Source organism: Paraburkholderia tropica, from assembly GCF_014171495.1.
GTDB classification, from domain to species: Bacteria; Pseudomonadota; Gammaproteobacteria; order Burkholderiales; family Burkholderiaceae; genus Paraburkholderia; species Paraburkholderia tropica.
Window position 1 is genome coordinate 382,403 of record NZ_CP049136.1, and the last position, 21,211, is coordinate 403,613.

The window sequence follows — 21,211 nt, forward strand, 5'->3', positions numbered from 1 at the left end:
TCGCCAGCCACGGAAAATCAGATCACGCCGGAGGTCCGCATATCGGCGAGATGGCGTTTCATGTCCTGCACGTCGCGCGCGTGAGCCTCGCCCTTTTTCAGCGCGACGCTGGTGGACAGAATATCCACGATCACCAGCGCCGCCAGCCGCGACGTAGTCGGCGTGTAGACGTCGGTGTTTTCAAGCGTCTCCGCCACCACGGCCACATCGCAATAGCGCGTCAACGGCCCGTGCGAACCGGTGATCACCACCACATGCGCGCCGCGCTCTTTCGCCGTGCGCGCGACTTCGATGAGCGAGCGCGTCGCGCCCGTGTTGGAAATCGCCACCACGGCGTCGCCCGGTTTCAGCATCGAAGCGGCAATGAACTGCTGATGCGAATCCTGATGCGCCACGCACGGCACGCCGAACAGCGGAAACTTCTGCTGCGCGTCCAGCGCCACGATGCCCGATGCGCCAAAACCGAAAAATTCGATGCGAGAAGCCGCCGCCAGCAGATCGACCGCGCGCCCGATCGCCTCGAAGTCGAGCTTCTTGCGCGCCCAGTCGAGGCTCGTGATCGTGTAATCGAAAATCTTCGTGGCCACGGTTTCGGGCGTATCCGCGCCGGACAGCACCGAATGCGTGGCGGGCGCGCCGAGCGCGAGGCTCTGCACCGCGCGGATCTTGAAGTCCTTGAAGCCGTTGCAGCCGATCGTCGTGCAAAAACGCAGCACCGTCGGCTCGCTCACCTGCGCGAGGCGCGCGAGTTCGGACAGGCTCAGCTCCGCGATGGAGTGAACGTTTTCCAGAATGTAATCGGCGACCTGCCGGCTGCCGCGCCGCAAATTCGGCCGGGCGCGGTCAATCACTTCGAGGATGTTGTAATCGGGCACGCGAGATTTCCTTCCTTGACGTACGGGCGCGGAGCCAGGGTCCTGCAATCCGGCGCGCCGTGCATCGCGGTTCGGTTCGCGGCGCGCCAGAAGAGGAGTTTAGCGGAAGATCCAGCGCCGCCAGAAGCCCGCGCCCTGCTGCATCAGCACCGCCGCGACGATGATCGCGCCCATCACGACCTGCTGGTGATAGCCCGGCACGCTCGCGAGATTCATGATGTTGCCGATCACGCCCAGAATCAGCACGCCCATCAGCGTGTTGAGCACGCCGCCCTTGCCGCCCGCGAGGCTCGCCCCGCCGATCACCACGGCGGCGATCACGGTCAGCTCGTCGCCCACGCCCACGGTCGGCGCGCCCACGCTGGCGCGCGCCGTCGAGATGATGCCCGCCAGCGAGGCCAGCGCGCCCGAGCAGACGTAGGTGCCCAGAATATGGCGCGCGACCGGCACGCCGGAGAGCCGCACCGCTTCCTCGTTCGAGCCGATCGCGCGCACCACGCGGCCCGCGCGCATGCGGCCGAGCGCGACGCCGCCCGCCACGAACACGATCAGCATCACCAGCGTCGGGCCGGGAATGCCGAGATAGCTGTGGCGGCCGAAGTCGAGCAGCGCCTGGCCGGCGTCGTCGACGAGAATGGGCGAGCCGTTCGAGACGATCATGGCGATGCCGCGCGCCACGGTCATCATCGCGAGCGTCACCACGAACGGCGTGAGGCGGCAGAATGCCACCAGCACGCCCGAGACGAGCCCGCACAGGCCGCCCGTCACGAGCGCCGCCGCCAGCGCGAACCCGAGGCCATGCTCGGGAATCAGCATCGCCGACAGCACGCTGCCAAGCGCCGCCACCGAGCCGACCGACAGGTCGATGCCGCCCGTGAGCACCACGAGCAGCATGCCGACCGACATGATGCCCACGCCCGCGACCTGGCGCGTGATGTTCGACAGATTCGGCGCGGAAAAGAAGTCGTCGGAAATAAACGATGCGGCCACAACCAGTACGAGGAGAATCGCGACCGTGTTGAAGCGGCGCGCCGTTTGCCAGAGATGCTGCCAGTTGCTGGCCTGGCGCTGACGCGTGTTCGGAGTGGTGGCGCTGGGATTCATGATGGGTGTCTCCAATCTGTCCAATCTATGCAATCTGATATGACTGTCTGTTTCGACGCGCGTGGGCGGCGTCAACCGTGCATGAGCGTGGCGCCGTCGCGCGCGCCGGCCTGCTGGCTCGCGTGCGGATCACCCGGCAGTTCACCGTGCGGATCGCCATGCGTTTCGCCGGGATCGCGCCGCAGCGACAGCGCGAGAATCGCTTCCTCGCTGTAGTCGTCCGGTTGCAATTCGCCGCGAATCCGCCCCTCGCCCATCACCATGATGCGGTCGCACAGACCCATCAATTCCTGATGCTCGGACGAGATCACAAGCACCGCCTTGCCGCGCTCCGCGAGCTGGTTGATGAGCGTGTAGATTTCGACCTTCGCGCCCACGTCCACGCCGCGCGTGGGTTCGTCGAGAATGATGAGATCGCCGTCCGCATGAAACCATTTCGCGAGCACGACTTTCTGCTGATTGCCGCCCGACAGCGTCGACACGTCGGCGTCCATCGAACGCGCCTTGATGCGCAGCGCGTCCATCAGGTGCGCCACGTAGCCGCGTTCGCGGCCGAACGCGAGAAAGCCGCCTGGCGCGCTGACCGACTTGAGCGAAGCCAGCGTCGCGTTGATGCGGATCGGCATCGACAGCACCGCGCCCTGGCCCTTGCGATCCTCGGGCACGAGGCCGATACCGGCGCGCACGGCCGCCATCGGCGTGCGTACGTTCAGGCGTTTGCCTTTCAGTTCGATCGTGCCCGCGTCCGCGCGATCCGCGCCGAAAATCAGGCGCGCGACTTCGGTGCGGCCCGAGCCGATCAGCCCGCCGAGTCCGACCACTTCGCCCGCGCGCAAACTGAACGACACGTCGCGCACGGCCTCGCCGCGCGACAGGCCGTCCACCTTCAGCACGACCGCGCCGGTCTGCGCCTTGCGCTCGGGAAACAGCACCGAAAGCGGGCGCCCGACCATCTTGCGGATCAGTTCGTCGCGCGAAATATCGGCGGGCGTCACGGTATCGACGCGACGGCCGTCTTTCAGCACGGTGATGCGGTCGGCAATCGCGAACACTTCTTCGAGCCGGTGCGAGATATAGACGATGCCCACGCCGCGCGCACGCAGCGAGCGCACGATGTCGAGCAGACGGTCCGCGTCCGACGGCGCGAGCGCGGCGGTCGGTTCGTCGAGCACGAGCAGCTTGAGTTCGCCGGACAGCGCCTTGGCGATCTCGATCACCTGGCATTGCGCCGCCGAGAGCGTGCCGACCAGCGCCGCCGGATCGATCTCGAAGCCGAGGCTTTCGATCAGCGCGCGCGCCTTCGCGCGCAGCGTGCGCCAGTCGATCACGGCGGGCAAGGCGCCGAGAAACACGTTCTCGGCCACGGACAGATCGGGCGCGAGCGCCGTCTCCTGATGAATCACGGCGATGCCTTCGGCGAGCGCCGCGTGGGGATTGCGCAGCACCATCGCCCGGCCCTGCACGCTGATGCTGCCGGCGTCGGGCTGATGGCCGCCGCCGATCACGCGCATGAGCGTCGATTTGCCCGCGCCGTTTTCGCCGACGAGCGCATGGACTTCACCGCTGCGGACATCGAAATCGATGTTCTCGATTGCGTGAATGCCGCCGAACCGCTTGTCGATGCCCGTTAGTGCGATGAACGGAATCATTGAACTGTCTCCACTCAGGCGCGCGCCCGGCGTCCGGCGGGCGCGCGCATACGTCGAAAAAAGCCGGCGAACGAAACGCCTTAGAAAATCGCCTTCGGGTTGTAGTACTTGTCGACGTTGCTCTTCGAGATGGCGACCGGCGGCGTGTACGAGACCTTCGGCACATTCACGGCCTGGCCCTTCGCGGCCTTCATGCCGATATCGACCGCGGTGCGCGCGACGAGCGCCGGATCGTTGAGCGCGGTCACGCCGTACTTGCCCTGCTTGATCAGCGCGAGCGCTTCCTTCTGGCCGTCGGCGGCCGCGACCAGCGTGATGCCGTCGCGGTTCGCGCTCTGGATCGCGCGGCGCGCGCCGAGCAGCATGCTGTCGTTCTCGCTCAGGACCATGTTGATGTCCTTGTTGGCGACCAGCAGATCCTCCATCGCCTTCAGCCCGCCTTCATCGGACCAGTTGCCCCAGCCCTGGCCGACGATCTGCAGATTCGACTTGCCGGTCTTTTCGAGCTGCGCCTCGACGATGCCCGAGAGCACGCCGTCGCGGCGTTCGCGGCCAACCGGATTGCCTTTCTCACCGGAAATCAGCGCGATCTTCAGCGGCTTGTCGCCCATGTTGTCGACGACCCAGCGGCCCACCAGCGCGCCGTTCTGGCTGTTCGACGACTGCACGAGCGTCAGGTAATTGGCCTTCTCGTTGAGCGTGCTGTCGAACACGACCACCTTCACGCCCGCCGCGCTTGCGGCGTTGACGGCGCCCACCAGCGCTTCCGGATCGGCGGGATCGATCAGCAGCACTTTGACGCCGCGCGTGACGAGATCCTCGACGTCCGAAATCTGCTTGCCCATCTTGCCCTGCGCATCGGCGACGATGACGTCCGCGCCCAGTTCGGTCGCGCGCGCCTTGGCCGACTCCATCGCCGCGGCGAAATACGGCGCGTTGAGCACCTTCATCGAAATGCCGACCTTGATCTTGTCGGCGGCGAACGCCGGGGCTGCGGCCAGAATGCCCGCCGTGGCGAACGCGGCTACGCACAGCAACTTCTGCATGAGACGCGACATGTCTCCTCCTCTTTTAGGTGTGTCACGTATTGAACCGGCACGAACGCGCCGGCGCTACTTCAACTGCATCGTGGGCGTTGACTCAAGGAACAACTTGCCAGGATTCAGGATGCCGCGCGGATCGAGCGCGGCCTTCACCGCGCGCATCGCGGCGAGTTCGGCGGGCGTGCGCGAGAGCGCGAGCACCTCGAGCTTCTTGGTGCCGATGCCGTGCTCCGCCGACACCGAGCCGCCCAGCTCGCCCGTCACGCCATAGACCACGCGCTTGACCTCGGCGGCGGCGCTCGCGGGCCAGTCCGGCTCGTGCACGACGATGTGCAGATTGCCGTCGCCGAGATGGCCGTAGATGAGGATTGTCGCGTTGGGCCAGTGTTCGCGCAGACGCGCTTCGCAGCGCTGCGCCGCGAGTCCGACCTGCGCGACCGAAAAGCTCACGTCGAACGACACGCGGCCAGGAATAAAGCGGCCGTATTCGCCGGGCGCATCGCGGATCGCCCAGAACGCGGCGGCGTGCGCCTCGTTGGCGGCCAGTGCGGCGTCGCTCAGCGTGCCGGCTTCGAGCATGTCGGCGAGGAAGGCTTCGAAGACGTCGTTCTGGCTCTGCGGATCCGCGCCGCTGCTTTCGAGCAACACGTAGAACGCGTGACGGCCTTCGAGCGGCGCGCGCAGTTCCGGCAGGCGCGACAGCACGAAATCGTAATAACCCGGCCACATCACCTCGAAAGCGGATACGCCCGCGGGCAGGCGTTCCTGCGCGAGCCGCAGCAGCGTGGTCACGCTGTCGTAGTCGGGCAGACCGCACCACGCGGTCGAGACGGCGCGCGGTTTGGGCCGCAGCCGCAGAACGGCGCGCGTCATGACGCCGAGCGTGCCTTCGCTGCCGATCAGCAGATCGCGCAGGTCGTAGCCCGTGTTGTTCTTGATCATCTTGCGCAGGCCGCCGACCACGCTGCCGTCCGCGAGCACGGCTTCGACGTCGAGCGCCTGCTCGCGCATCATCCCGTAGCGGATCACGCGGTTGCCGCCCGCATTGGTGCCCAGATTGCCGCCGATCGTCGCGCTGCCGCGCGCGCCGAGGTCGAGCGGGAACATGAAACCGGCCGCGTCGGCGGCTTCCTGCACGGTCTGCAACGGCGTGCCCGCCTGCACGGTCATGGTCGCGCTGACCGGATCGATTTCCTCGATCGCGTTCATCAGTTCGAGACTCAGCGCCACTTCGCCGCCCAGCATGCACGCGCCGCCCGCGAGCCCCGTGAGGCCGCCCTGCGTGACCACCGGCTGATGGTGCGCGTGACAGATGCTCAACGCCTTCGATACCTGTTCGGTCGTGCGCGGCCGCAGCAGCGCGATGGGCTCCGCGCACGGCATGCGGCTGGAGTCGGCGTGACGGCGGCCGGCGAAGTCGGCCGGCAGGCTGACCACGGCGGCGCCGAGCGCCTCGCGCAATGCCGCGACCACTGCCTCGCGGCGCGCTTCTTCAGCCTGATCTTGCATGGGATCTGCCTCCTACCCGAGATGCATTAACGATAGTGTTGCTGCCATTATATTTGCAAAACACACGTTTAACCCTAGTGAAAACCCGAGTGTTCGTTTGTTTCACAAACTATATCATCACCAATACTAACGTTTTGGCATCGACACACTTTCAGGGAGAGAAGCACCATGCAATGGCCGGAACCCCGTTCGTTCGACGTGAATCTGGAGACGGGTCTGATGACCGGTACGGATTCGCACTATCAGAAACGGCTTGGCGATCTCGCCGGTCTGTACGCCGACGCCGCCGCGTTCGACGCGCTGGCCGCCGCGCGCGCGGACGAAGTCGTCTACGAAGTCACCGACCATCGGCCCAACGCGGAGCCGGGCGACCTCATCACGGGCGTGACGCGCATGAGCGCGGGCAAGGTGGGCAAGGAGTTCTTCATGACGCGCGGACACATCCACGCGAACATCGACCGCCCGGAGCTGTATTTCGGCCTCAAAGGCCACGGCCTGATGCTGATGGAAGCGCCCGACGGCGAAACGCGCATCGTGGAGATCCGCGCGAACACCGTCTGCTACGTGCCGCCGCGCTGGATTCACCGCTCGGTCAATCTCGGTCAGGGCGACTTCGTGATGCTGTTCTGCTATCCGGCCGATTCGGGCCAGGACTACGAAATCATCGAGCGCTCGAACGGCATGCGCCTGCGCATCGTCGAGGACAAAGAGCGCGGCTGGCGCAGCGAGCCGAATCCCGAATGGCGCGCACGCACGCTCGCGGAAATCGAGGCGCTGGTCGCGCGCCGCAACGAAACGGAGCAAGCCCGATGAGCTACACCGCCGCCACCAAACCGACCTTCTACTTCATCGGCGTGACCACCGCGCAGAGTTCGATCATGCGCGTGTTCCCGGAATGGGCGCGCCATCTCGGCCTCGGCGACGTCGAAATGAAAGGCATCGACTTTCCGCTGCACGCGAGCCGCGAGGCGTACCACGAGGCCGTCGAGTTTCTGCGCGACGATCCGCTGTCGCTCGGCGCGCTCGTGACCACGCACAAGATCGACCTGTACGCGGCCTGCGAGGATCTCTTCGACGAGATCGATCCGCACGCGCGCATCATGGGCGAGACCAGTTGTCTTTCGAAGCGCGACGGCAAGTTCGTCTGCCACGCGAAGGACCCGATCACCTCCGGCCTCGCGCTCGACGGCTTTCTGCCGCCCGAGCATTTCGCGCGCACCGGCGCGGAAGTGTTTTCGATGGGCGCGGGCGGGTCGACCATCGCCCTCACCTGGCATCTGATGCAGGCGAGCTGGGGCGCGAACCGGCCGTCGCGCGTGATCGTCTCGAACCGCTCGGCGGCGCGTCTGGAGGAAATCGAGCGGATTCACCGCGAGCTGCATCTGGGCGTGCCGTGCGAGTACGTCGTCGCGCCGCTCCCGCAGGACAACGACGCCGTGCTCGCGCGGCTCTCGCCGGGCGCGCTCGTCATCAACGCGACGGGGCTCGGCAAGGATGCGCCCGGTTCGCCGCTCACGAACGCGGGCGTGTTTCCCGAGCGCGCCATCGCCTGGGATCTGAACTATCGCGGCGAGCTGGTGTTTCTCGATCAGGCGCGCGCCCAGCAAAGCGCGCGCGCCTTGCAGGTCGAGGACGGCTGGACCTACTTCATTTATGGCTGGACGCGCGTGATCGCCGAGGTGTTTCATATCGACATTCCGACGCGCGGCCCGGACTTCGACGAAATCTGCCGCATCGCCGCCGCGGCGGGCAAGCCGGCGCCCGCCAGACCGCTCGCCTGATCAAGAACGACCACCGAACCGACACTGAACCGAAGGATCGACGATGTATCTCGACAAATTCCGCCTCGACGGCAAGCTCGCCGTCGTGACCGGCGCCGCGCGCGGCATCGGCTTCGCCATCTCCGAAGCGCTGACGCAAGCGGGCGCGCGCGTGGTGCTCACGGACATGCATCAGGGCGCGCTCGACGAAGCCGTCGCGAAGCTCACGGCCGCAGGCGCGCAGGTCGAAAGCGAACGGCTCGACGTGACCGACGCGGCCGCCGTGCAGCGCGTGCACGACGCCGTGATCGCGCGCCACGGCCGCGTGGACGTGCTCGTGAACAACGCGGGCATCGCCATTTCGAACCATCCCGCCGAAACCATGAGCGACGAAGTCTGGGACCGCGTCATCGACGTGAATCTCAACGGCGTGTTCCGCTGCTGCCGCGCGTTCGGCAAGAGCATGCTCGAACACGGCGGCGGCAGCATCGTGAACGTCGGTTCGATGTCGGGTTTCGTCGTCAACCGGCCGCAGGAACAGGCGAACTACAACGCGTCGAAGGCGGGCGTGCATCACCTCACGCGCTCGCTCGCCGCCGAATGGGGCGCGCGCGGCGTGCGCGTGAACGCGGTCGCGCCCACGTATATCGACACCGAAATGAACAAGTACGTCTACGACGACCCGGAGATGTATCGCCACTGGGTCGGCGGCACGCCGATGAACCGGCTCGGCCGCGTCGACGAAGTCGCCTCCGTGGTGCTGTTTCTCGCCAGCGAGGCCGCGAGCCTGATGACCGGTTCGATCGTGCTCGCCGACGGCGGTTACGTGTGCTGGTAACGATGAGCGCCGCCATGCTGTCGATCGACGTCGATACCTTCGAGATGCCGCTCGCCGCGCAACTCGCGGCGCGCACGCGGCCTGCCGCGAAGCCGTTCACGCCCGCGCCGCCCGCGGGCGGCGTCGCGCTGAACTGGCTCGGCCAGGCGGGCTTCGTGATCGAGGGCGCGGGCTTGCGTCTGCTGATCGATCCGTATCTCTCCGATTCGCTCGCGCGCAAGTATCAGGGCACGCGTTATCCGCACCGGCGCATGATGGCCGCGCCGGTCGCGCCCGAAGATTTCGAGCACGTGGACCTCGTGCTGTGCACGCACCGTCACACCGACCACATGGACCCGGACACGCTCCAGCCGCTCGCCCGGCGCTTTCCGAAGCTGCGTTTCGTGGTGCCCGCCGCCACGCTTGACGAAGCCGTCAAGCGCTGTGGCGTGGATGTTACGCGCCTGATTCCCGTCGATGCGGGCGAGCGCGTGGAGCCGCTGCCGGGCGTGCGGATCGCGCCGGTGCCGTCCGCGCACGAAACGCTCGATGTGGACGATCAGGGCCGCCATCCGTGGCTCGGCTATGTGATCGACGTGGCGGGCGTGCGCGTGTATCACTCGGGCGACTGCGTGCCGTACGACGGTCTGCATGAAAACGTGGCGGCCTTGCAGCCGCATCTCGCGCTGCTGCCCGTGAACGGCCGCGACGACGAACGCAGCGGCAACGGCGTGCCGGGCAACTTCACGCTCGACGAAGCCGTGGCGCTCTGCAAGCATGCGGGCGTGCGCGCGATGATCGCGCATCATCATGGCCTGTTCGACTTCAACACGCTCGATCCCGCCGTGATCGACACGCGCATCGTCGCGGAGCGCGGCGCGCTCGCGCTCTATCGCGCGCGCACGCAATGCACCTGGCGTATCCGCGCAAACGCACAGACGGACCCACGGCAAAGCGGTTAGCCTGTCGATTCGACCGACAGGCATCACGCTTCCCTCGCGACCCGAACACATAGAACGATGATGGAGACAACCCCTTACCTTGCGATCGACGTGGGCACCGGCAGCGTGCGCGCCGCGCTCGTCGACGCCAGCGGCAAGATCCGCCGCCTCGCCGCGCGCGAGCACGAACAGATCGTGCCGCGCTACGGCTGGTCCGAACAGCGCCCGCTCGACTGGTGGGCGGGCGCGGTCGAGGCGATCCGCGAAGTGCTCGCCGCCGAGCCCGGCGCCGCGCAGCAGATCGCGGCGATCTGCGCGTGCGGGCAAATGCACGGCACCGTGCTGATCGACGCCGACGGCGAACTCACGCGCGACGCCGCGCCGCTCTGGAACGACAAGCGCTCGGCCGCGCAGGTCGACGCGTTCCGCGCGCGCTACCGTAGCGCCGACCGCCTGCACGAACGCCACGACTACCTCGCGCGCACCGCGAATCCGCCCACGGCCGCGTGGCCCGCGTTCAAGCTCCAGTGGATCCGCGATCACGAACCCGACGCCTACGCGCGCGCGTCCACCGTTTTCATGCCGAAGGACTACGTGAACTTCCGCCTGACCGGCGAGCGCGCGTGCGACTGGAGCGACGCGTCGATGATGTTCCTGATGGACCCGCAAACGCGCGCCTGGTCGCCGGCGATGTTCGACGAACTCGGTCTCGACATCCGCAAGATGCCGCCGATTCGCGCGCCGCAAGCGCTGCTCGGCCACGTGACGCGCGCCGCCGCCGCCGCGACCGGTCTGCGCGAAGGCACGCCCGTGCTGGTGGGCGCGGCGGACTATCCGGCTTCGGTGCTCGGCTCGGGCGTCTACGAACCGGGCCTCGCCTCCGATATCACCGGCACCTCGTCGATCATCACGGTGATCGCCGACACGCCCATGCTGCATCCGGAAGTCTCGAACGTGGCCACCTGCGAAGGCTTGTGGGGCCGCTTCACGCTGCTCGACTCCGGTGGCGACGCGATGCGCTGGGCGCGTCGCGCGTTCCACGAAAACACGCTCTCGTACGAAGCCGTCGCGCGCAAGGCCGCCGAAGCGCCGGTCGGCGCGGAAGGTCTGTTTTTCCTGCCCTATCTGACCGGCGAACGTTTCGGCGATCATCCGAATTCGCGCGCGCAGTTCTTCGGCATCGCGGCGCGGCATGGACTCGCGCATCTGCATCGCGCGGTGCTCGAAGGCGTGGCGTTCGGCGTGCGCCGCCATATGCAGATGATCCAGCCAGAAGGCGTGCCGATCGAACGTCTGGTGGCGGCGAGCGGCGGCGCGAAGGCCGCACTGTGGCTCGACATCAAGGCGAGCATGTATCGCACGCCGATCCTCGTGCCCGCCGAAGTCGAATGCGGCGTGATCGGCTGCGCGCTGCTTGCGGCGACCGCATCGGGCCAATTCGCCACGCTCGGCGACGCCGTGCGCAAGTTCGTGCGCTTCGAGCGCGAAGTGCAGCCCGACCCGCGCGCGAGCGATCTCTACGACCGCATGATGCCGCTGTTCGAACGGCTCTACGTGAACGCGCAGCAGTTCTACGACGAACTCGACGCGCTGCAAGGAGAACGCGCATGAGCACACACACCGGCACATCGCCGCGCGCGGTCCTCTGGGACATGGACGGCACGCTCGCGCTCAGCGAACCGCTCCACATGCGCACGCTGATCGCCGCGCTCGCGCACAACGGCGTGATCGCGGGCGACGAACTGCATCCGCTGATGTTCGGGCAGACCGGCAAAGCCGTGCACCGCATCGTGCAAGAGCGCTTCGGCATCGAAACCGGTTTCGCGGACTGGTCGGCGTTTCGCGCCGCGCATTATGTGGCCGAGGCGCGGCATCTCGTGCCGCGGCCCGGTGCGCTGGAAGTCTGGCGCGCCGCGCAGGCCGCCGGGCTGCGTCAGGCGATCGTCTCGAACGCGGGACGCATGCTGCTCGAAGCGAATCTGAACGCGCTCGGGCTGCAAGCGCCCGAACTCGTTTCCGTGAGCGCCAACGACGTGCGCCGCGGCAAGCCCGATCCCGAGTCCTATCTGCGCGCCGCATATTTGCTCGACGTGGACGCACGCGACGCCGTCGCCGTGGAAGACAGCCCGACCGGCGCCCAGGCCGCGCTCGCGGCGGGCATGCGCGTGCTCGGCTGGCCCGCGGAAGAAGCCCACGTCGCGCTGTTCCCGCCGCAGGTTCAACTCGTGCGCAGCGCCAGCGAACTCGCCGCCGCGCTCGGCCTCTCCCTTCCACCTTCGACCTCGCCACGATCATGCTGAAAACCAGTATCTTTCCCTCGCGCTACGTCCAGGGCGCGGGCGCGCTCGACACGCTCGACGCCGAACTCGCGCGGCTCGGCACGCGCGCCGCCTGTCTCGTCGACCGCAATGTCGCGAGCCTGCTCGAACCGTCGCTCGCGCGCGCCGACAAAGTCGCGCTGCAAGTGCGCGCGGTGGACGCCGCCTGCACCGAGCGCGCCGTCGCGGACACCGCCGACTGGATCCGTTCGAGCGGCGCGGACATCGTGGTGTCGTTCGGCGGCGGCAAGGTGATCGACACCGGCCGCGCCGCCGCCGACGACCTGCGCCTGCCGTTCGTCTGCGTGCCGACCATCGCGGCGTCCGACGCGCCGTGCAGCGCGCTCGCCGTGATCTACGACGAGGCAGGCCGCGTGGTCCGCGACCGCTTCGTGCGCCGCAATCCCGATCTCGTGCTGCTCGACACCGCCGTGATCGTGCGCGCGCCCGCGCGCTTCTTCATCGCGGGCATCGGCGACGCGCTGGCCACCTACTACGAAGCCGACGCCTGCCGCCGCGCCTACGCGCGCAATCTGTGCGGCGGACGCGGCACCGCGCTCGCCTTCGAGGCCGCCCGTCTGTGCCGCGACATGCTGTTCGCGCACGCGCCGCAAGCCGTCGCCGACTGCCGCGCCCAGCTCGTCACGCCCGACTTCGACGCCACGCTCGAAGCCACCGTGCTGCTCTCGGGCATCGGCTTCGAATCGGGCGGCGTGGCGGCGGCGCATGCGATCCACCATGGCCTCGCCGATCTGCCCTCGTCGCACAATCTGCTGCACGGCGAAAAAGTGGCGATCGGCGTGCTCGCCTCGCTGTTCCTCTCGACGGTGCCCGACGAAGAACGTCGGCGCGTTTTCGCCTTCTGCCGCGCGGTCGGACTGCCCACGCGCCTGCATCAAATCAACGTCGATGTCGCCGATACCGCTGCGCTTGAGATTGTCGCGGCGCGTGCCTGCCGCGCGGGCGAGATCATCCATAACGAACCTTACCCGGTCGAACCGGCGATGGTCGTCGCCGCGCTCAAGGCGATGGATGCGTATGCCGCGCGATTCGATTTCCATCACCAACATCAGGATACCGAATGATCACGACGCAAAAGCAGGAACTGCACGCCTTTCGCCCCGGCCTGTTCGACGGCCGCACCGTGCTGGTATCGGGCGCGACCAGCGGCATCGGACTCGCGATCGCCGACGGCTTCGCGTCGCTCGGCGCGCGCGTGATCGCAACCGGCAGCTCGGCCGCGAAACTCGACACGCTGCGCGCGGACACGACGCTCTCTGCGATCCGCTTCGCGCAGCTCGACGTGCGCGATGCACAGGCGATTCAGGATTTCGCGGCGCAAACGGAAACGCTCGACGTGCTCGTGAATGCGGCGGGCGTGGCGCGTCCGTTCGACGAATACCGCGACGACGTATTTCGCGAAGTGCTCGACGTGAACCTCACGGCGGCGATGCGTCTGTCGATGGCGCTACGCCCGCAACTCGAACGCACGAAAGGCTGCGTGATCAACGTCGCGTCGATGCTCAGCTATCTCGCCGATGTCGAAGTGCCCGCGTATTGCGCGAGCAAGACGGGCGTGCTCGGCCTCACGCGTTCGCTCGCGCATGCGTTCGGCGCAGCGGGCGTGCGCGTGAACGCGATTGCGCCGGGCTACCATCGCACCGATATGACGCGTCCGCTCTGGGAGTCGCCGGCCGCCGCGCAGAAGATCGCCGCCCGCAGCGCGCTCAAGCGCTGGGGCGAAGCCGAGGATCTCGTGGGCGCCACGCTGTTTCTGGCTTCGCCGGGCGCGGCGTTCATCACCGGTGCGACCTTGCCAGTCGACGGCGGATATGTTTCGGGTGCCTAAGCGTTTTCATTGAAGCGCGGTTTCATCGAATTGCTGACGCGCCATCCACCTTGAAGATCGCGACCGTCGCGCGCAGCGTTTCGGCCTGATCGGCCATCGCCTGCGCGGCGGCGCTCGCCTGCTCGACGAGGGCCGCATTCTGTTGCGTGACCTCGTCCATCTGCGTCACCGCCGTGTTGACCTGCTCGATGCCCGTGGTCTGCTCGACCGAGGCCGAGGTAATTTCGCCCATGATGTCGGTCACGCGCTGCACCGAACGCACGACTTCGTGCATGGTTTGGCCCGCGTCCTGCACGAGCGCCGAACCATTGCGCACGAACGAAGCCGACGTTTCGATCAGTTCCTTGATTTCCTTCGCGGCCCCGGCGCTGCGCTGCGCGAGCGTGCGCACCTCGCCCGCCACGACCGCGAAGCCGCGCCCTTCCTCGCCCGCGCGCGCGGCCTCGACCGCCGCATTGAGCGCGAGAATATTGGTCTGAAACGCAATGCCCTCGATCACGGCGATGATCTCGCCCACCTTCGACGAACTCGACGAAATATCCTCCATCGTGCTGACGACGCGGCGCACCACATCGCCGCCCGACGCCGCCGTCTGCGACGCCGTGCCCGCGAGCGTGCTGCCCTGACGCGCGTTGTCCGTGTTCGCCTTCACCGTCGACGTCAATTGCTCCATGCTCGCGGCAGTCTGTTCGAGCGAGGCGGCCTGCTCTTCGGTGCGTTGCGAGAGATCGAGGTTGCCCTGCGCGATTTCGCCCGCCGCCGACGCAATCGATTCCGCCGACGTCTTGATGTCCATGACGATGCGGGTCAACTGCGCGCGCATCGCTTCGAGCGACGCCATCAGGCTGCGCTCGTCGCCGCGCGCGAGCGTGATCGGCACGAGCAGATTGCCCTTCGCGATCTCGGCGGCGATGCGCTGCGCCTCGCTGGGCTCGCCGCCGAGCTGGCGCAGCACGCTGCGCGTGAGCACCACGGCCGTGACGATGGCGACCAGCACTGCCAGTGCGACCAGCGAGCCGACCAGCACGCGAATGCTCGCGTACGTGGCGACCGCGGACTTCTGCGACTTCGCGTTCTCCCCGTCGGCCTGTTCCGCCAGCGCGACCGCCTTCGCGAGCCACACGCGCTGCGGCGGCCGCGCTTCGTGCATGATCGTGCGGGTCGCGCCCGCGATGTCGTTGGCGAGCGCCAGATCGATGGCCTTGTTCATCGGCGGCATGGCCTGCGCTTCGAGTTGATCGACTTCGCCCAGCAGTTTGCGCTCGCTCGCGCTCGTGCCAGGTTCCTGCCGGAACATGTCGCGCAGTTGCCGCGCGGCGTCGGCGTAAATACGATCCTGATTCCGGATACGATCGACTTCGGCCAGCAAATCCGGACGATTCTCCAGAAACGCGAGATTGCGCACGGCAATCGCGCGATCCTGAATCGACGACTTCAACAGATTGGCGAGCCGCGATTCGGTATTGTTGACGCGCGCGATCTCGTCGAGCCGGTCGTTCAGTTGCGACAATCCATAGAACGCCACGCCAGCCACGCCGAGCAGCAACACCGTCAGCAACGAAAAACCGGCAATCAGACGAGTCGACAGCTTCAATCCCTTCATACGCCTCCCACGGCAAATGCGCGTCCCGCGGACGTGCTGGATACGTCTGTGGTTACGGCAGCGCGTCGGGCTTCTGAAGGGTTTTGGAAAGCTTATTTTTATATGAATGCGCGCAAAGGTTTGCGTCCCGCTTCATTGCATGCGCGGCAATTCAGGCGGCCGATAAAATAGCGTTCGATTCAGCGACAAAGCGTCGCTGGGCGTGCGCTCGGCGCGATGCGTAATGCGTGATACGTGATTGCGCCGATCGGCAACGTTGCCAGGAGAAACCGGATTCCATGAGACCGTATCGCGAACCCGTGAACCTGATTTTCGACCGCGCCAATGCGGGCTGGCTGGGCTATGTGCTGTACACGGCGGCGAGCTGTTACCTGCTGATGCTCTCGGTCGATCCGCTCGTCACGCAGGCGCTCGCGGTGAACTTTCGCAGCGACCACGCCGCGCCGCCCATGACGCCGTTTCATTGGGCGGGCGTGGGACTGGCCGCGTGCGTCTATGGCGCGGGCGCGGTCTACGCAGGCTGCATCGCGCACGTCGGCAAACTGCGCATGACGCGCGCCGAATTGCTCGCGGCATTGAGCTGGGCAACGGTGGCGCGTGGCATCGCGCTGTTCCTGCTCCCGCTCGTCGCGGCCTTCGCCACGGGAGCGGGGTTGATCGCGGCGGGCATTCACGGCTCGGCGCTGCCGCTGGTCGCGATCGGCGTCGTGCTCGCGAACTGGCTGTGTTTCAGGGCCGTGGCATGGTGGCGGCCGCGCTCCTCGTCACGTTCACGATAACTCAGGGCTACTGACAATCGGCGTGCGGATCAGCAGATACGGCGGCTGACGCAAATCCTTGCCGCCATTGAAACCGGGCAATCGATTCCATTGCCCGAGCGTGCACCAGACATGCGTGGCATCCGCGAAGATGCCGTCGGGCCACACGATACGCGGATCGCGCACCACCACGTCCATGCTGCCGTCGGGCGAAAGCCGCATGATCGCGTCATGCTCGCCCGCCGTCAGGTAGAGACGATTGGCGGCATCGGTCGCGAGTCCGTCGGTCATCACCTTCTCGCCGTGATCGACGACACCGGCCGCGAGTTGCGCCTCGGTCGCGTCGAAGTTCGCCAGCAGATCGGTCGCGATGCTGTAGAGCCGGCGGCTCGTCAGCGGCGAATAGTAAAGCCGCGTGCTGTCCGCGCTGAGCGTGATGCTGTCCGCGCCACCGACCGGAAAAGTCGGATGCGCCGCATCGTAACGCAACGGCCGCCCTTCGAGCACGGCGCGAAAGCCCGCTTCGGGCTGGGTCGAACGATGCGCGGTGAGCACGCGGCGCTGCCGCCCCGTCGCGATGTCCACCACCACGAGCGCGCCCGTGTGTCCGAACGACGAATCGGCGACATACGCCGTGCCGCGCGCGCCGTGCGTGAGATCCACGCGCAGATCGTTCATGTGGCTGTCCTCGCGCATCGCGGGCGGCGTCAGCACGATCGTGGCGATCACGCGGTCGGTCGCCGGATCAATGCCGAGCACCTTCGCCGCGCCCGGCGCGATCGGCTGGCCCGCGAGCTTGCCGTCGTCGATGGCCCAGAGGCGTCCTTCGCTGTCGGTCGTCATGCCGTGGATCGACATGAGCCGCTGCTCGGGCGGACGTGAGGAAGGCAGGCTCATCGCGGCGTCCGGATAGGGAATCAGCGTGCCGTTGCGCAATTCGGCGAGCGTGGCCTCGCGGTGATTGTCGGCGTGTCGCGGAAAGCCGACAAAGACGCGCCCCGACGGCGTCACCGCGATACCCGACGGCCCCGCCCCGGAAAACGCGGCGACGATCTCGAACGCGCCCGCAGGCGCGCTGTCGCCCGACACGGTTCCGGCGGCGCGCGCGCTCGCAGGCAACGCGGCGGCAAGCGCCGCGCCGGCCGTCGCGGCAAACAGATCGCGGCGCTTCAATGGAAGTCTCCCTTGAACCTGTCGACGGCGGCTTGCGCGCAGGCTTCGTCCTTGTCGCCGCCGGGTGCGCCCGACACGCCGAGTCCGCCGATGGCCGTGCGATTCGCGGTGCGCAACGTCACGCCGCCCGGAATGAACAGCACTTCCGGCTCGGTCGCGAGCACTGCGCCATCGAGCGGCCCCGTCACTTTTGCGGCGATCAGCGCGCTCGTGCTGTCCTTGTCGAACGCGAGGCCATAGGCGTACGCCGTGTACGCCTTGCGATACGACACCGATAACGACTGCAACGGGACCGTATCGCCCTTGATCACGGCCTGCTGATGGCCCGAGGGATCGACCACCGTGGCCGTCACCGAATAGCCCTCGCTCGCGCAGACGCGCACGGCCTCCGCCGCCAGCGCCTGCGCGGTTTGCCAGCGCAGCTTTTGCGTGCTCACGAGATTCGAGTCCGCGGCGTGCGCGGCGGACGCCGCGCTCAACAGCAACGCCGCCGCGCACGCGATCCGCGCAGCGCGTCGTTTCGGCTTCTGCATCATGGGAATCGCCTGCATCACGGGTCTTGCCTCCCTTCGTCGAACGGAAAAATGCTGCAACGCACGAATTTTCCGATGCTGCGCCGCATCGAAAAATGGTTAAATCCCGGAAACAGCTCCCGGCTTTTTCGTGTAATCCCATGCATGCCATTACCGAACTGGAAGTGTTTGTCGAGGTCGTGCAGCAAGGCAGTTTCTCGGCGGCGGCGCGGCGTCTGGGCCTTGCGTCGTCGGTGATCGCCGATCGCGTGAGCGGGCTCGAAAAGCGTCTCGGCGTGCCGCTGCTGCTGCGCACGACGCGGCGTCAGTCGCTGACCGAAGCGGGCGAAGCCTATTTCGACGAGGCGCGGCGCATTCTCAGCGACCTGACCGCGCTCGAGCATCGCGTGACCGAAAGCGCGCGCGCGGTGCGCGGCACGCTGCGCGTGACCGCGCCGAATCCGCTCGGCCACGCGTGGATCGCGCCGTTCATCGAGCAGTTCGCCGCGCGCTATCCCGAGATCGCCCTGCATCTGACGCTCGACGATCGTTATGCGGATATCGTCGCCGAAGGGTTCGACGTCGCCATTCGCGGCGGTCCGAGCGTCGATGCCAATCTGATCGGCCGCCATCTCTTCGATACGCGGCGCGTGGTCGTGGCGAGCCCCGCGTATCTCGTGCGGCACGGCGCGCCCGCGCGACCGGAAGAGCTCGCCGCGCATCGCTGTCTCGTGTTCAATACGCAGCCGCATCTGTTCGCGGAGTGGCGTTTCGGACGCGGCGAGCAAGCGCGCAGACAGCGCATCGCGGGCGCGCTCGCGAGCACGAGTTCGACCTTGCCGGTCACGTGGGCGCTCGCGGGACTCGGGCTCGCGCAGAAATCGTGGTGGGAGGTCGCGCAGCACGTCGCGGATGGCCGGCTCGTGACCGTGCTCGACGCGTTCGAGCCGGAACCCGCGAGTTTCTACGCGATCCATCCGGTGAATCGCTCGCGCTCGCGCAAGGTGGCCTTATTCGTCGATCAATTGGTGGAGAGTCTTGCGCCGCTCAATCGCGCGTGAGGTTTGGCGAATTTTCCCGATGTTTTTGAGCATTTGCCCGCATGATGTACAATTGATCGCAATAGCGCAATGTGTTGCGCTGCACATTAATCGACGGATACTGTTCTGTTGAATGCGGCACGCGAGCTCGATCATCCTGCGAGCCGCGGCGGCGACCCGAACTGAAGTGCCAGGGGAGACACTGGCACCTTCCCCCAAAGTGCGGCTATAGATCGTGCGGCAACCCCAAAGAACACGCGCTACGCGGCGGCTCTCACCGGCTCACGCGTCATGCGGGTTCAGAACGAGGCGACTGCCATGACCCATCTCCGTCACAACGCTCCGCTGCGCTCGCGCGGACCGCGTCGTACTGCTCCCTGTGCCGCTTCCTGCGGCCGCTTTCCGTCTGCCTGCTCGCCCGCACGGCCGACCGTCTGAGTTCTCCGTTTCGCTCACGTACGCATCACGTACAAATCACGCACGAGGTCACGCGATTCACGCGGCCTGCCCGCTGAATGACGCCGCATTTTGCATTTTGCTTTTTGCTCGCTCCGTCATTCGTGTGATGTCGCGCTGATTCAACGTTGATTCGCGCCGAAATGCGTTGATTCGCCCATGCGATTTCCACCGTGCTTGCACGGTAATTCGCATTGCGAAATAAATACGCACGCCCATACGCGCAGTTCGCGCTATCCGCACGCCGCTGCTTCTCTCACACGCACGGCGGCGCGGACGCGGCTGCGCCACGCCCAGAGAAACCACGCCCATGTTCACCCACGCTACTGTCTTGCCGCTTTGCCCGTCGATCGTTGGAGGCACCGTATGAGCACCACGTCACTCGACTCGGCCCCCGCGCAGCGCCTGAAACCCGATGCCTACATGACGTTGATCGCCGCCGTTGCCGCCATCGCGGGCGGACTTTACGGCTACGACACCGGCATCATTTCCGGCGCGCTGCCGCTCATCGCGCGTGAGTTCTCGCTCGACTATCGCGCCCAGGAACTCGTCGCCGCGATCATCCTGCTCGGCGCGGTGATCGGCTCGCTCGCCTGCACGCGCCTGTCCGCCTCGCAAGGACGCCGACGCGCCATCATGATGATTTCCGCGCTCTATTCCGTGGGCGTGCTGGCCGCCGCATGCTCGCCGAACGTGACGTGCCTCGCGCTCTCGCGCTTCGTGATCGGCCTCGCCGTGGGCGGCTCGACCCAGGTCGTGCCGACCTATATCGCCGAACTCGCGGAACCCGACAAGCGCGGCCGCCTCGTCACCTATTTCAACTGCGCGATCGGCGTGGGCATTCTGCTCGCCGCGATCGTCGGCGGCGTGGCGGGCGAGCATGTGTTTACATGGCGATGGATGATCGGTGTGGCGCTCGTGCCGTCGTTGTTACTGCTCGCGGGCATGAGCCGTTTGCCGCGCAGTCCGCGCTGGCTCGTCGAGCACGACCGCGTGCGCGATGCGCGCATCGAACTCGCGAAGGTGCGCCACACGCGCGAACAGGTGCGTGAGGAAATCGCCGACATGATGGAAATCGCCCAGCAGCATCACGACGAAGGCGGCGCGCACGGCTGGCGCGCGCTCGCGCAACCGTGGGTGCGTCCCGCGCTGATCGCCGGTCTGGGCGTGGCCGCGTTCACGCAACTCACGGGCATCGAGATGATGATTTACTACACGCCCACTTTCCTGCGCGATGCGGGCTTCGGCGACTCGGCGTCGCTCTGGGCCGCGCTCGGCGTGGCGCTCACCTATCTCACGATGACGCTGCTCGGCAAGTTCAGCATCGACCACCTCGGCCGCCGCGCGCTGAGTCTCGCGACGCTGCCGTTCGCGGCCGCAAGTCTGTTCGTGCTGGGCGCCGTGCTGCATTTCCATCTCGCCGGCCACGCGCAGCAATGGTGGGTGGTCGCCTGCCTGATCGTGTTCATGGTCTTCAACTCGGGCGGCATCCAGGTGATCGGCTGGCTCACGGGCGCCGAAATCTATCCGCTGCCGATACGCGACAAGGCGGCCGGCGCGCACAGCGCGATGCTCTGGGGCTCGAATCTGATCCTCACCGGCACCGCCCTTTCGATGACCAGACTGCTCGGCGTGGGCGGCGCGATGTGGGTCTACGGCAGCCTCAACGTGCTCGCGTGGATCTTTATTTTCTTCGTCATGCCCGAAACGCGCGGACGCAGCCTCGAAGACATCGAGCGAGCGCTGCGCGACGGCAGCTTCACCCCGCGCGCCAGCGCCTGATTTACAAATGGAACGACATCTC

Annotated in this window: 19 protein-coding genes; 11 read left to right on the forward strand and 8 right to left on the reverse strand. The window is 66.8% G+C overall.

What is annotated here, in order from left to right:
- Positions 1–17: 17 nt before the first annotated feature.
- The 5 genes from G5S35_RS25275 to G5S35_RS25295 all read right to left on the reverse strand — a co-directional run bounded on the left by G5S35_RS25275 (position 18) and on the right by G5S35_RS25295 (position 6,180).
- Positions 18–875, reverse strand: coding sequence for an SIS domain-containing protein (locus tag G5S35_RS25275; RefSeq protein ID WP_080180813.1), 858 nt, complete (start codon positions 873–875; stop codon positions 18–20).
- A 99-nt stretch (positions 876–974) separates the two neighbouring features.
- The gene (locus G5S35_RS25280) at positions 975–1,979 is read right to left on the reverse strand and encodes an ABC transporter permease (protein WP_074982152.1); all 1,005 of its coding nucleotides are present in this window, start codon (positions 1,977–1,979) and stop codon (positions 975–977) included.
- 71 nt (positions 1,980–2,050) lie between these two features.
- Entirely contained in the window at positions 2,051–3,628 is a 1,578-nt protein-coding gene (locus G5S35_RS25285; RefSeq protein WP_065060726.1) for a sugar ABC transporter ATP-binding protein, read from the reverse strand.
- Positions 3,629–3,708: 80 nt separating this feature from the next.
- On the reverse strand, positions 3,709–4,686 hold the full coding sequence (locus G5S35_RS25290) for a sugar ABC transporter substrate-binding protein (RefSeq protein WP_231957583.1): 978 nt from the start codon (positions 4,684–4,686) through the stop codon (positions 3,709–3,711).
- A gap of 54 nt (positions 4,687–4,740) precedes the next feature.
- The gene (locus G5S35_RS25295) at positions 4,741–6,180 is read right to left on the reverse strand and encodes an FAD-binding oxidoreductase (RefSeq protein WP_176081315.1); all 1,440 of its coding nucleotides are present in this window, start codon (positions 6,178–6,180) and stop codon (positions 4,741–4,743) included.
- 168 nt (positions 6,181–6,348) lie between these two features.
- Between G5S35_RS25295 and G5S35_RS25300 the strand changes: the two genes are divergently transcribed.
- From G5S35_RS25300 to G5S35_RS25335, 8 genes are read left to right on the forward strand one after another with little or no spacing between them, the layout of a single operon-like run.
- Positions 6,349–6,993, forward strand: a complete 645-nt coding sequence (locus tag G5S35_RS25300; protein WP_065060728.1) for a glucose-6-phosphate isomerase — start codon at positions 6,349–6,351, stop codon at positions 6,991–6,993.
- Positions 6,990–7,961: a shikimate dehydrogenase family protein gene (locus tag G5S35_RS25305; RefSeq protein ID WP_183039865.1), complete on the forward strand. Its 972-nt coding sequence runs from the start codon at positions 6,990–6,992 to the stop codon at positions 7,959–7,961. The genes G5S35_RS25300 and G5S35_RS25305 overlap by 4 nt, the downstream gene beginning before the upstream one ends.
- Positions 7,962–8,004: 43 nt before the next feature.
- A complete protein-coding gene (locus G5S35_RS25310; RefSeq protein WP_065060730.1) occupies positions 8,005–8,778 on the forward strand; it encodes an SDR family NAD(P)-dependent oxidoreductase in 774 nt (257 codons plus the stop codon).
- A gap of 14 nt (positions 8,779–8,792) precedes the next feature.
- Positions 8,793–9,719, forward strand: coding sequence for an MBL fold metallo-hydrolase (locus tag G5S35_RS25315; protein ID WP_202035025.1), 927 nt, complete (start codon positions 8,793–8,795; stop codon positions 9,717–9,719).
- 57 nt (positions 9,720–9,776) lie between these two features.
- Entirely contained in the window at positions 9,777–11,309 is a 1,533-nt protein-coding gene (locus tag G5S35_RS25320) for a xylulokinase (protein ID WP_231957584.1), read from the forward strand.
- Positions 11,306–11,998, forward strand: coding sequence for an HAD family hydrolase (locus G5S35_RS25325; RefSeq protein WP_183039866.1), 693 nt, complete (start codon positions 11,306–11,308; stop codon positions 11,996–11,998). The genes G5S35_RS25320 and G5S35_RS25325 overlap by 4 nt, the downstream gene beginning before the upstream one ends.
- Complete coding sequence (locus G5S35_RS25330) at positions 11,992–13,101, forward strand: glycerol dehydrogenase (RefSeq protein ID WP_074982145.1); 1,110 nt, start codon at positions 11,992–11,994, stop codon at positions 13,099–13,101. The genes G5S35_RS25325 and G5S35_RS25330 overlap by 7 nt, the downstream gene beginning before the upstream one ends.
- Positions 13,098–13,865: an SDR family NAD(P)-dependent oxidoreductase gene (locus tag G5S35_RS25335; protein ID WP_065060734.1), complete on the forward strand. Its 768-nt coding sequence runs from the start codon at positions 13,098–13,100 to the stop codon at positions 13,863–13,865. Before G5S35_RS25330 ends, G5S35_RS25335 begins: the two co-directional genes overlap by 4 nt.
- A 22-nt stretch (positions 13,866–13,887) precedes the next feature.
- On the opposite strand, the gene G5S35_RS25340 is transcribed toward G5S35_RS25335, so the two are convergent.
- Positions 13,888–15,468, reverse strand: a complete 1,581-nt coding sequence (locus G5S35_RS25340; protein WP_183039867.1) for a methyl-accepting chemotaxis protein — start codon at positions 15,466–15,468, stop codon at positions 13,888–13,890.
- A gap of 278 nt (positions 15,469–15,746) precedes the next feature.
- Between G5S35_RS25340 and G5S35_RS25345 the strand changes: the two genes are divergently transcribed.
- A complete protein-coding gene (locus tag G5S35_RS25345; protein WP_156773767.1) occupies positions 15,747–16,247 on the forward strand; it encodes a hypothetical protein in 501 nt (166 codons plus the stop codon).
- Here the strand turns inward: G5S35_RS25345 and G5S35_RS25350 are convergent.
- Positions 16,239–17,399 (reverse strand): SMP-30/gluconolactonase/LRE family protein, encoded by a 1,161-nt coding sequence (locus G5S35_RS25350; protein WP_183039868.1) that lies wholly within the window; start codon positions 17,397–17,399, stop codon positions 16,239–16,241. The two genes, G5S35_RS25345 and G5S35_RS25350, sit on opposite strands and share 9 nt — an antisense overlap.
- Positions 17,396–17,935: a GlcG/HbpS family heme-binding protein gene (locus G5S35_RS25355; protein ID WP_197520337.1), complete on the reverse strand. Its 540-nt coding sequence runs from the start codon at positions 17,933–17,935 to the stop codon at positions 17,396–17,398. The genes G5S35_RS25350 and G5S35_RS25355 overlap by 4 nt, the downstream gene beginning before the upstream one ends.
- A gap of 137 nt (positions 17,936–18,072) precedes the next feature.
- Here G5S35_RS25355 and G5S35_RS25360 point away from each other — a divergent pair, with 137 nt between their 5' ends.
- Positions 18,073–18,972 (forward strand): LysR family transcriptional regulator, encoded by a 900-nt coding sequence (locus G5S35_RS25360; RefSeq protein WP_074982142.1) that lies wholly within the window; start codon positions 18,073–18,075, stop codon positions 18,970–18,972.
- A gap of 801 nt (positions 18,973–19,773) precedes the next feature.
- Positions 19,774–21,189 carry a sugar porter family MFS transporter gene (locus G5S35_RS25365; protein WP_183039869.1) on the forward strand — a complete coding sequence of 472 codons (1,416 nt, stop codon included), beginning with the start codon at positions 19,774–19,776 and terminating at the stop codon, positions 21,187–21,189.
- Positions 21,190–21,211: the final 22 nt, after the last annotated feature.

Coding starts and splice junctions, on each gene's coding strand:
- G5S35_RS25280 (WP_074982152.1), bottom strand. CDS start 1,979: ATGAATCCCAGCGCCACCACTCCGAACACGCGTCAGCGCCAGGCCAGC.
- G5S35_RS25285 (WP_065060726.1), bottom strand. CDS start 3,628: ATGATTCCGTTCATCGCACTAACGGGCATCGACAAGCGGTTCGGCGGC.
- G5S35_RS25290 (WP_231957583.1), bottom strand. CDS start 4,686: ATGTCGCGTCTCATGCAGAAGTTGCTGTGCGTAGCCGCGTTCGCCACG.
- G5S35_RS25295 (WP_176081315.1), bottom strand. CDS start 6,180: ATGCAAGATCAGGCTGAAGAAGCGCGCCGCGAGGCAGTGGTCGCGGCA.
- G5S35_RS25300 (WP_065060728.1), top strand. CDS start 6,349: ATGCAATGGCCGGAACCCCGTTCGTTCGACGTGAATCTGGAGACGGGT.
- G5S35_RS25305 (WP_183039865.1), top strand. CDS start 6,990: ATGAGCTACACCGCCGCCACCAAACCGACCTTCTACTTCATCGGCGTG.
- G5S35_RS25310 (WP_065060730.1), top strand. CDS start 8,005: ATGTATCTCGACAAATTCCGCCTCGACGGCAAGCTCGCCGTCGTGACC.
- G5S35_RS25315 (WP_202035025.1), top strand. CDS start 8,793: ATGCTGTCGATCGACGTCGATACCTTCGAGATGCCGCTCGCCGCGCAA.
- G5S35_RS25320 (WP_231957584.1), top strand. CDS start 9,777: ATGATGGAGACAACCCCTTACCTTGCGATCGACGTGGGCACCGGCAGC.
- G5S35_RS25325 (WP_183039866.1), top strand. CDS start 11,306: ATGAGCACACACACCGGCACATCGCCGCGCGCGGTCCTCTGGGACATG.
- G5S35_RS25330 (WP_074982145.1), top strand. CDS start 11,992: ATGCTGAAAACCAGTATCTTTCCCTCGCGCTACGTCCAGGGCGCGGGC.
- G5S35_RS25335 (WP_065060734.1), top strand. CDS start 13,098: ATGATCACGACGCAAAAGCAGGAACTGCACGCCTTTCGCCCCGGCCTG.
- G5S35_RS25340 (WP_183039867.1), bottom strand. CDS start 15,468: ATGAAGGGATTGAAGCTGTCGACTCGTCTGATTGCCGGTTTTTCGTTG.
- G5S35_RS25345 (WP_156773767.1), top strand. CDS start 15,747: ATGAGACCGTATCGCGAACCCGTGAACCTGATTTTCGACCGCGCCAAT.
- G5S35_RS25355 (WP_197520337.1), bottom strand. CDS start 17,935: ATGATGCAGAAGCCGAAACGACGCGCTGCGCGGATCGCGTGCGCGGCG.
- G5S35_RS25360 (WP_074982142.1), top strand. CDS start 18,073: ATGCATGCCATTACCGAACTGGAAGTGTTTGTCGAGGTCGTGCAGCAA.
- G5S35_RS25365 (WP_183039869.1), top strand. CDS start 19,774: ATGAGCACCACGTCACTCGACTCGGCCCCCGCGCAGCGCCTGAAACCC.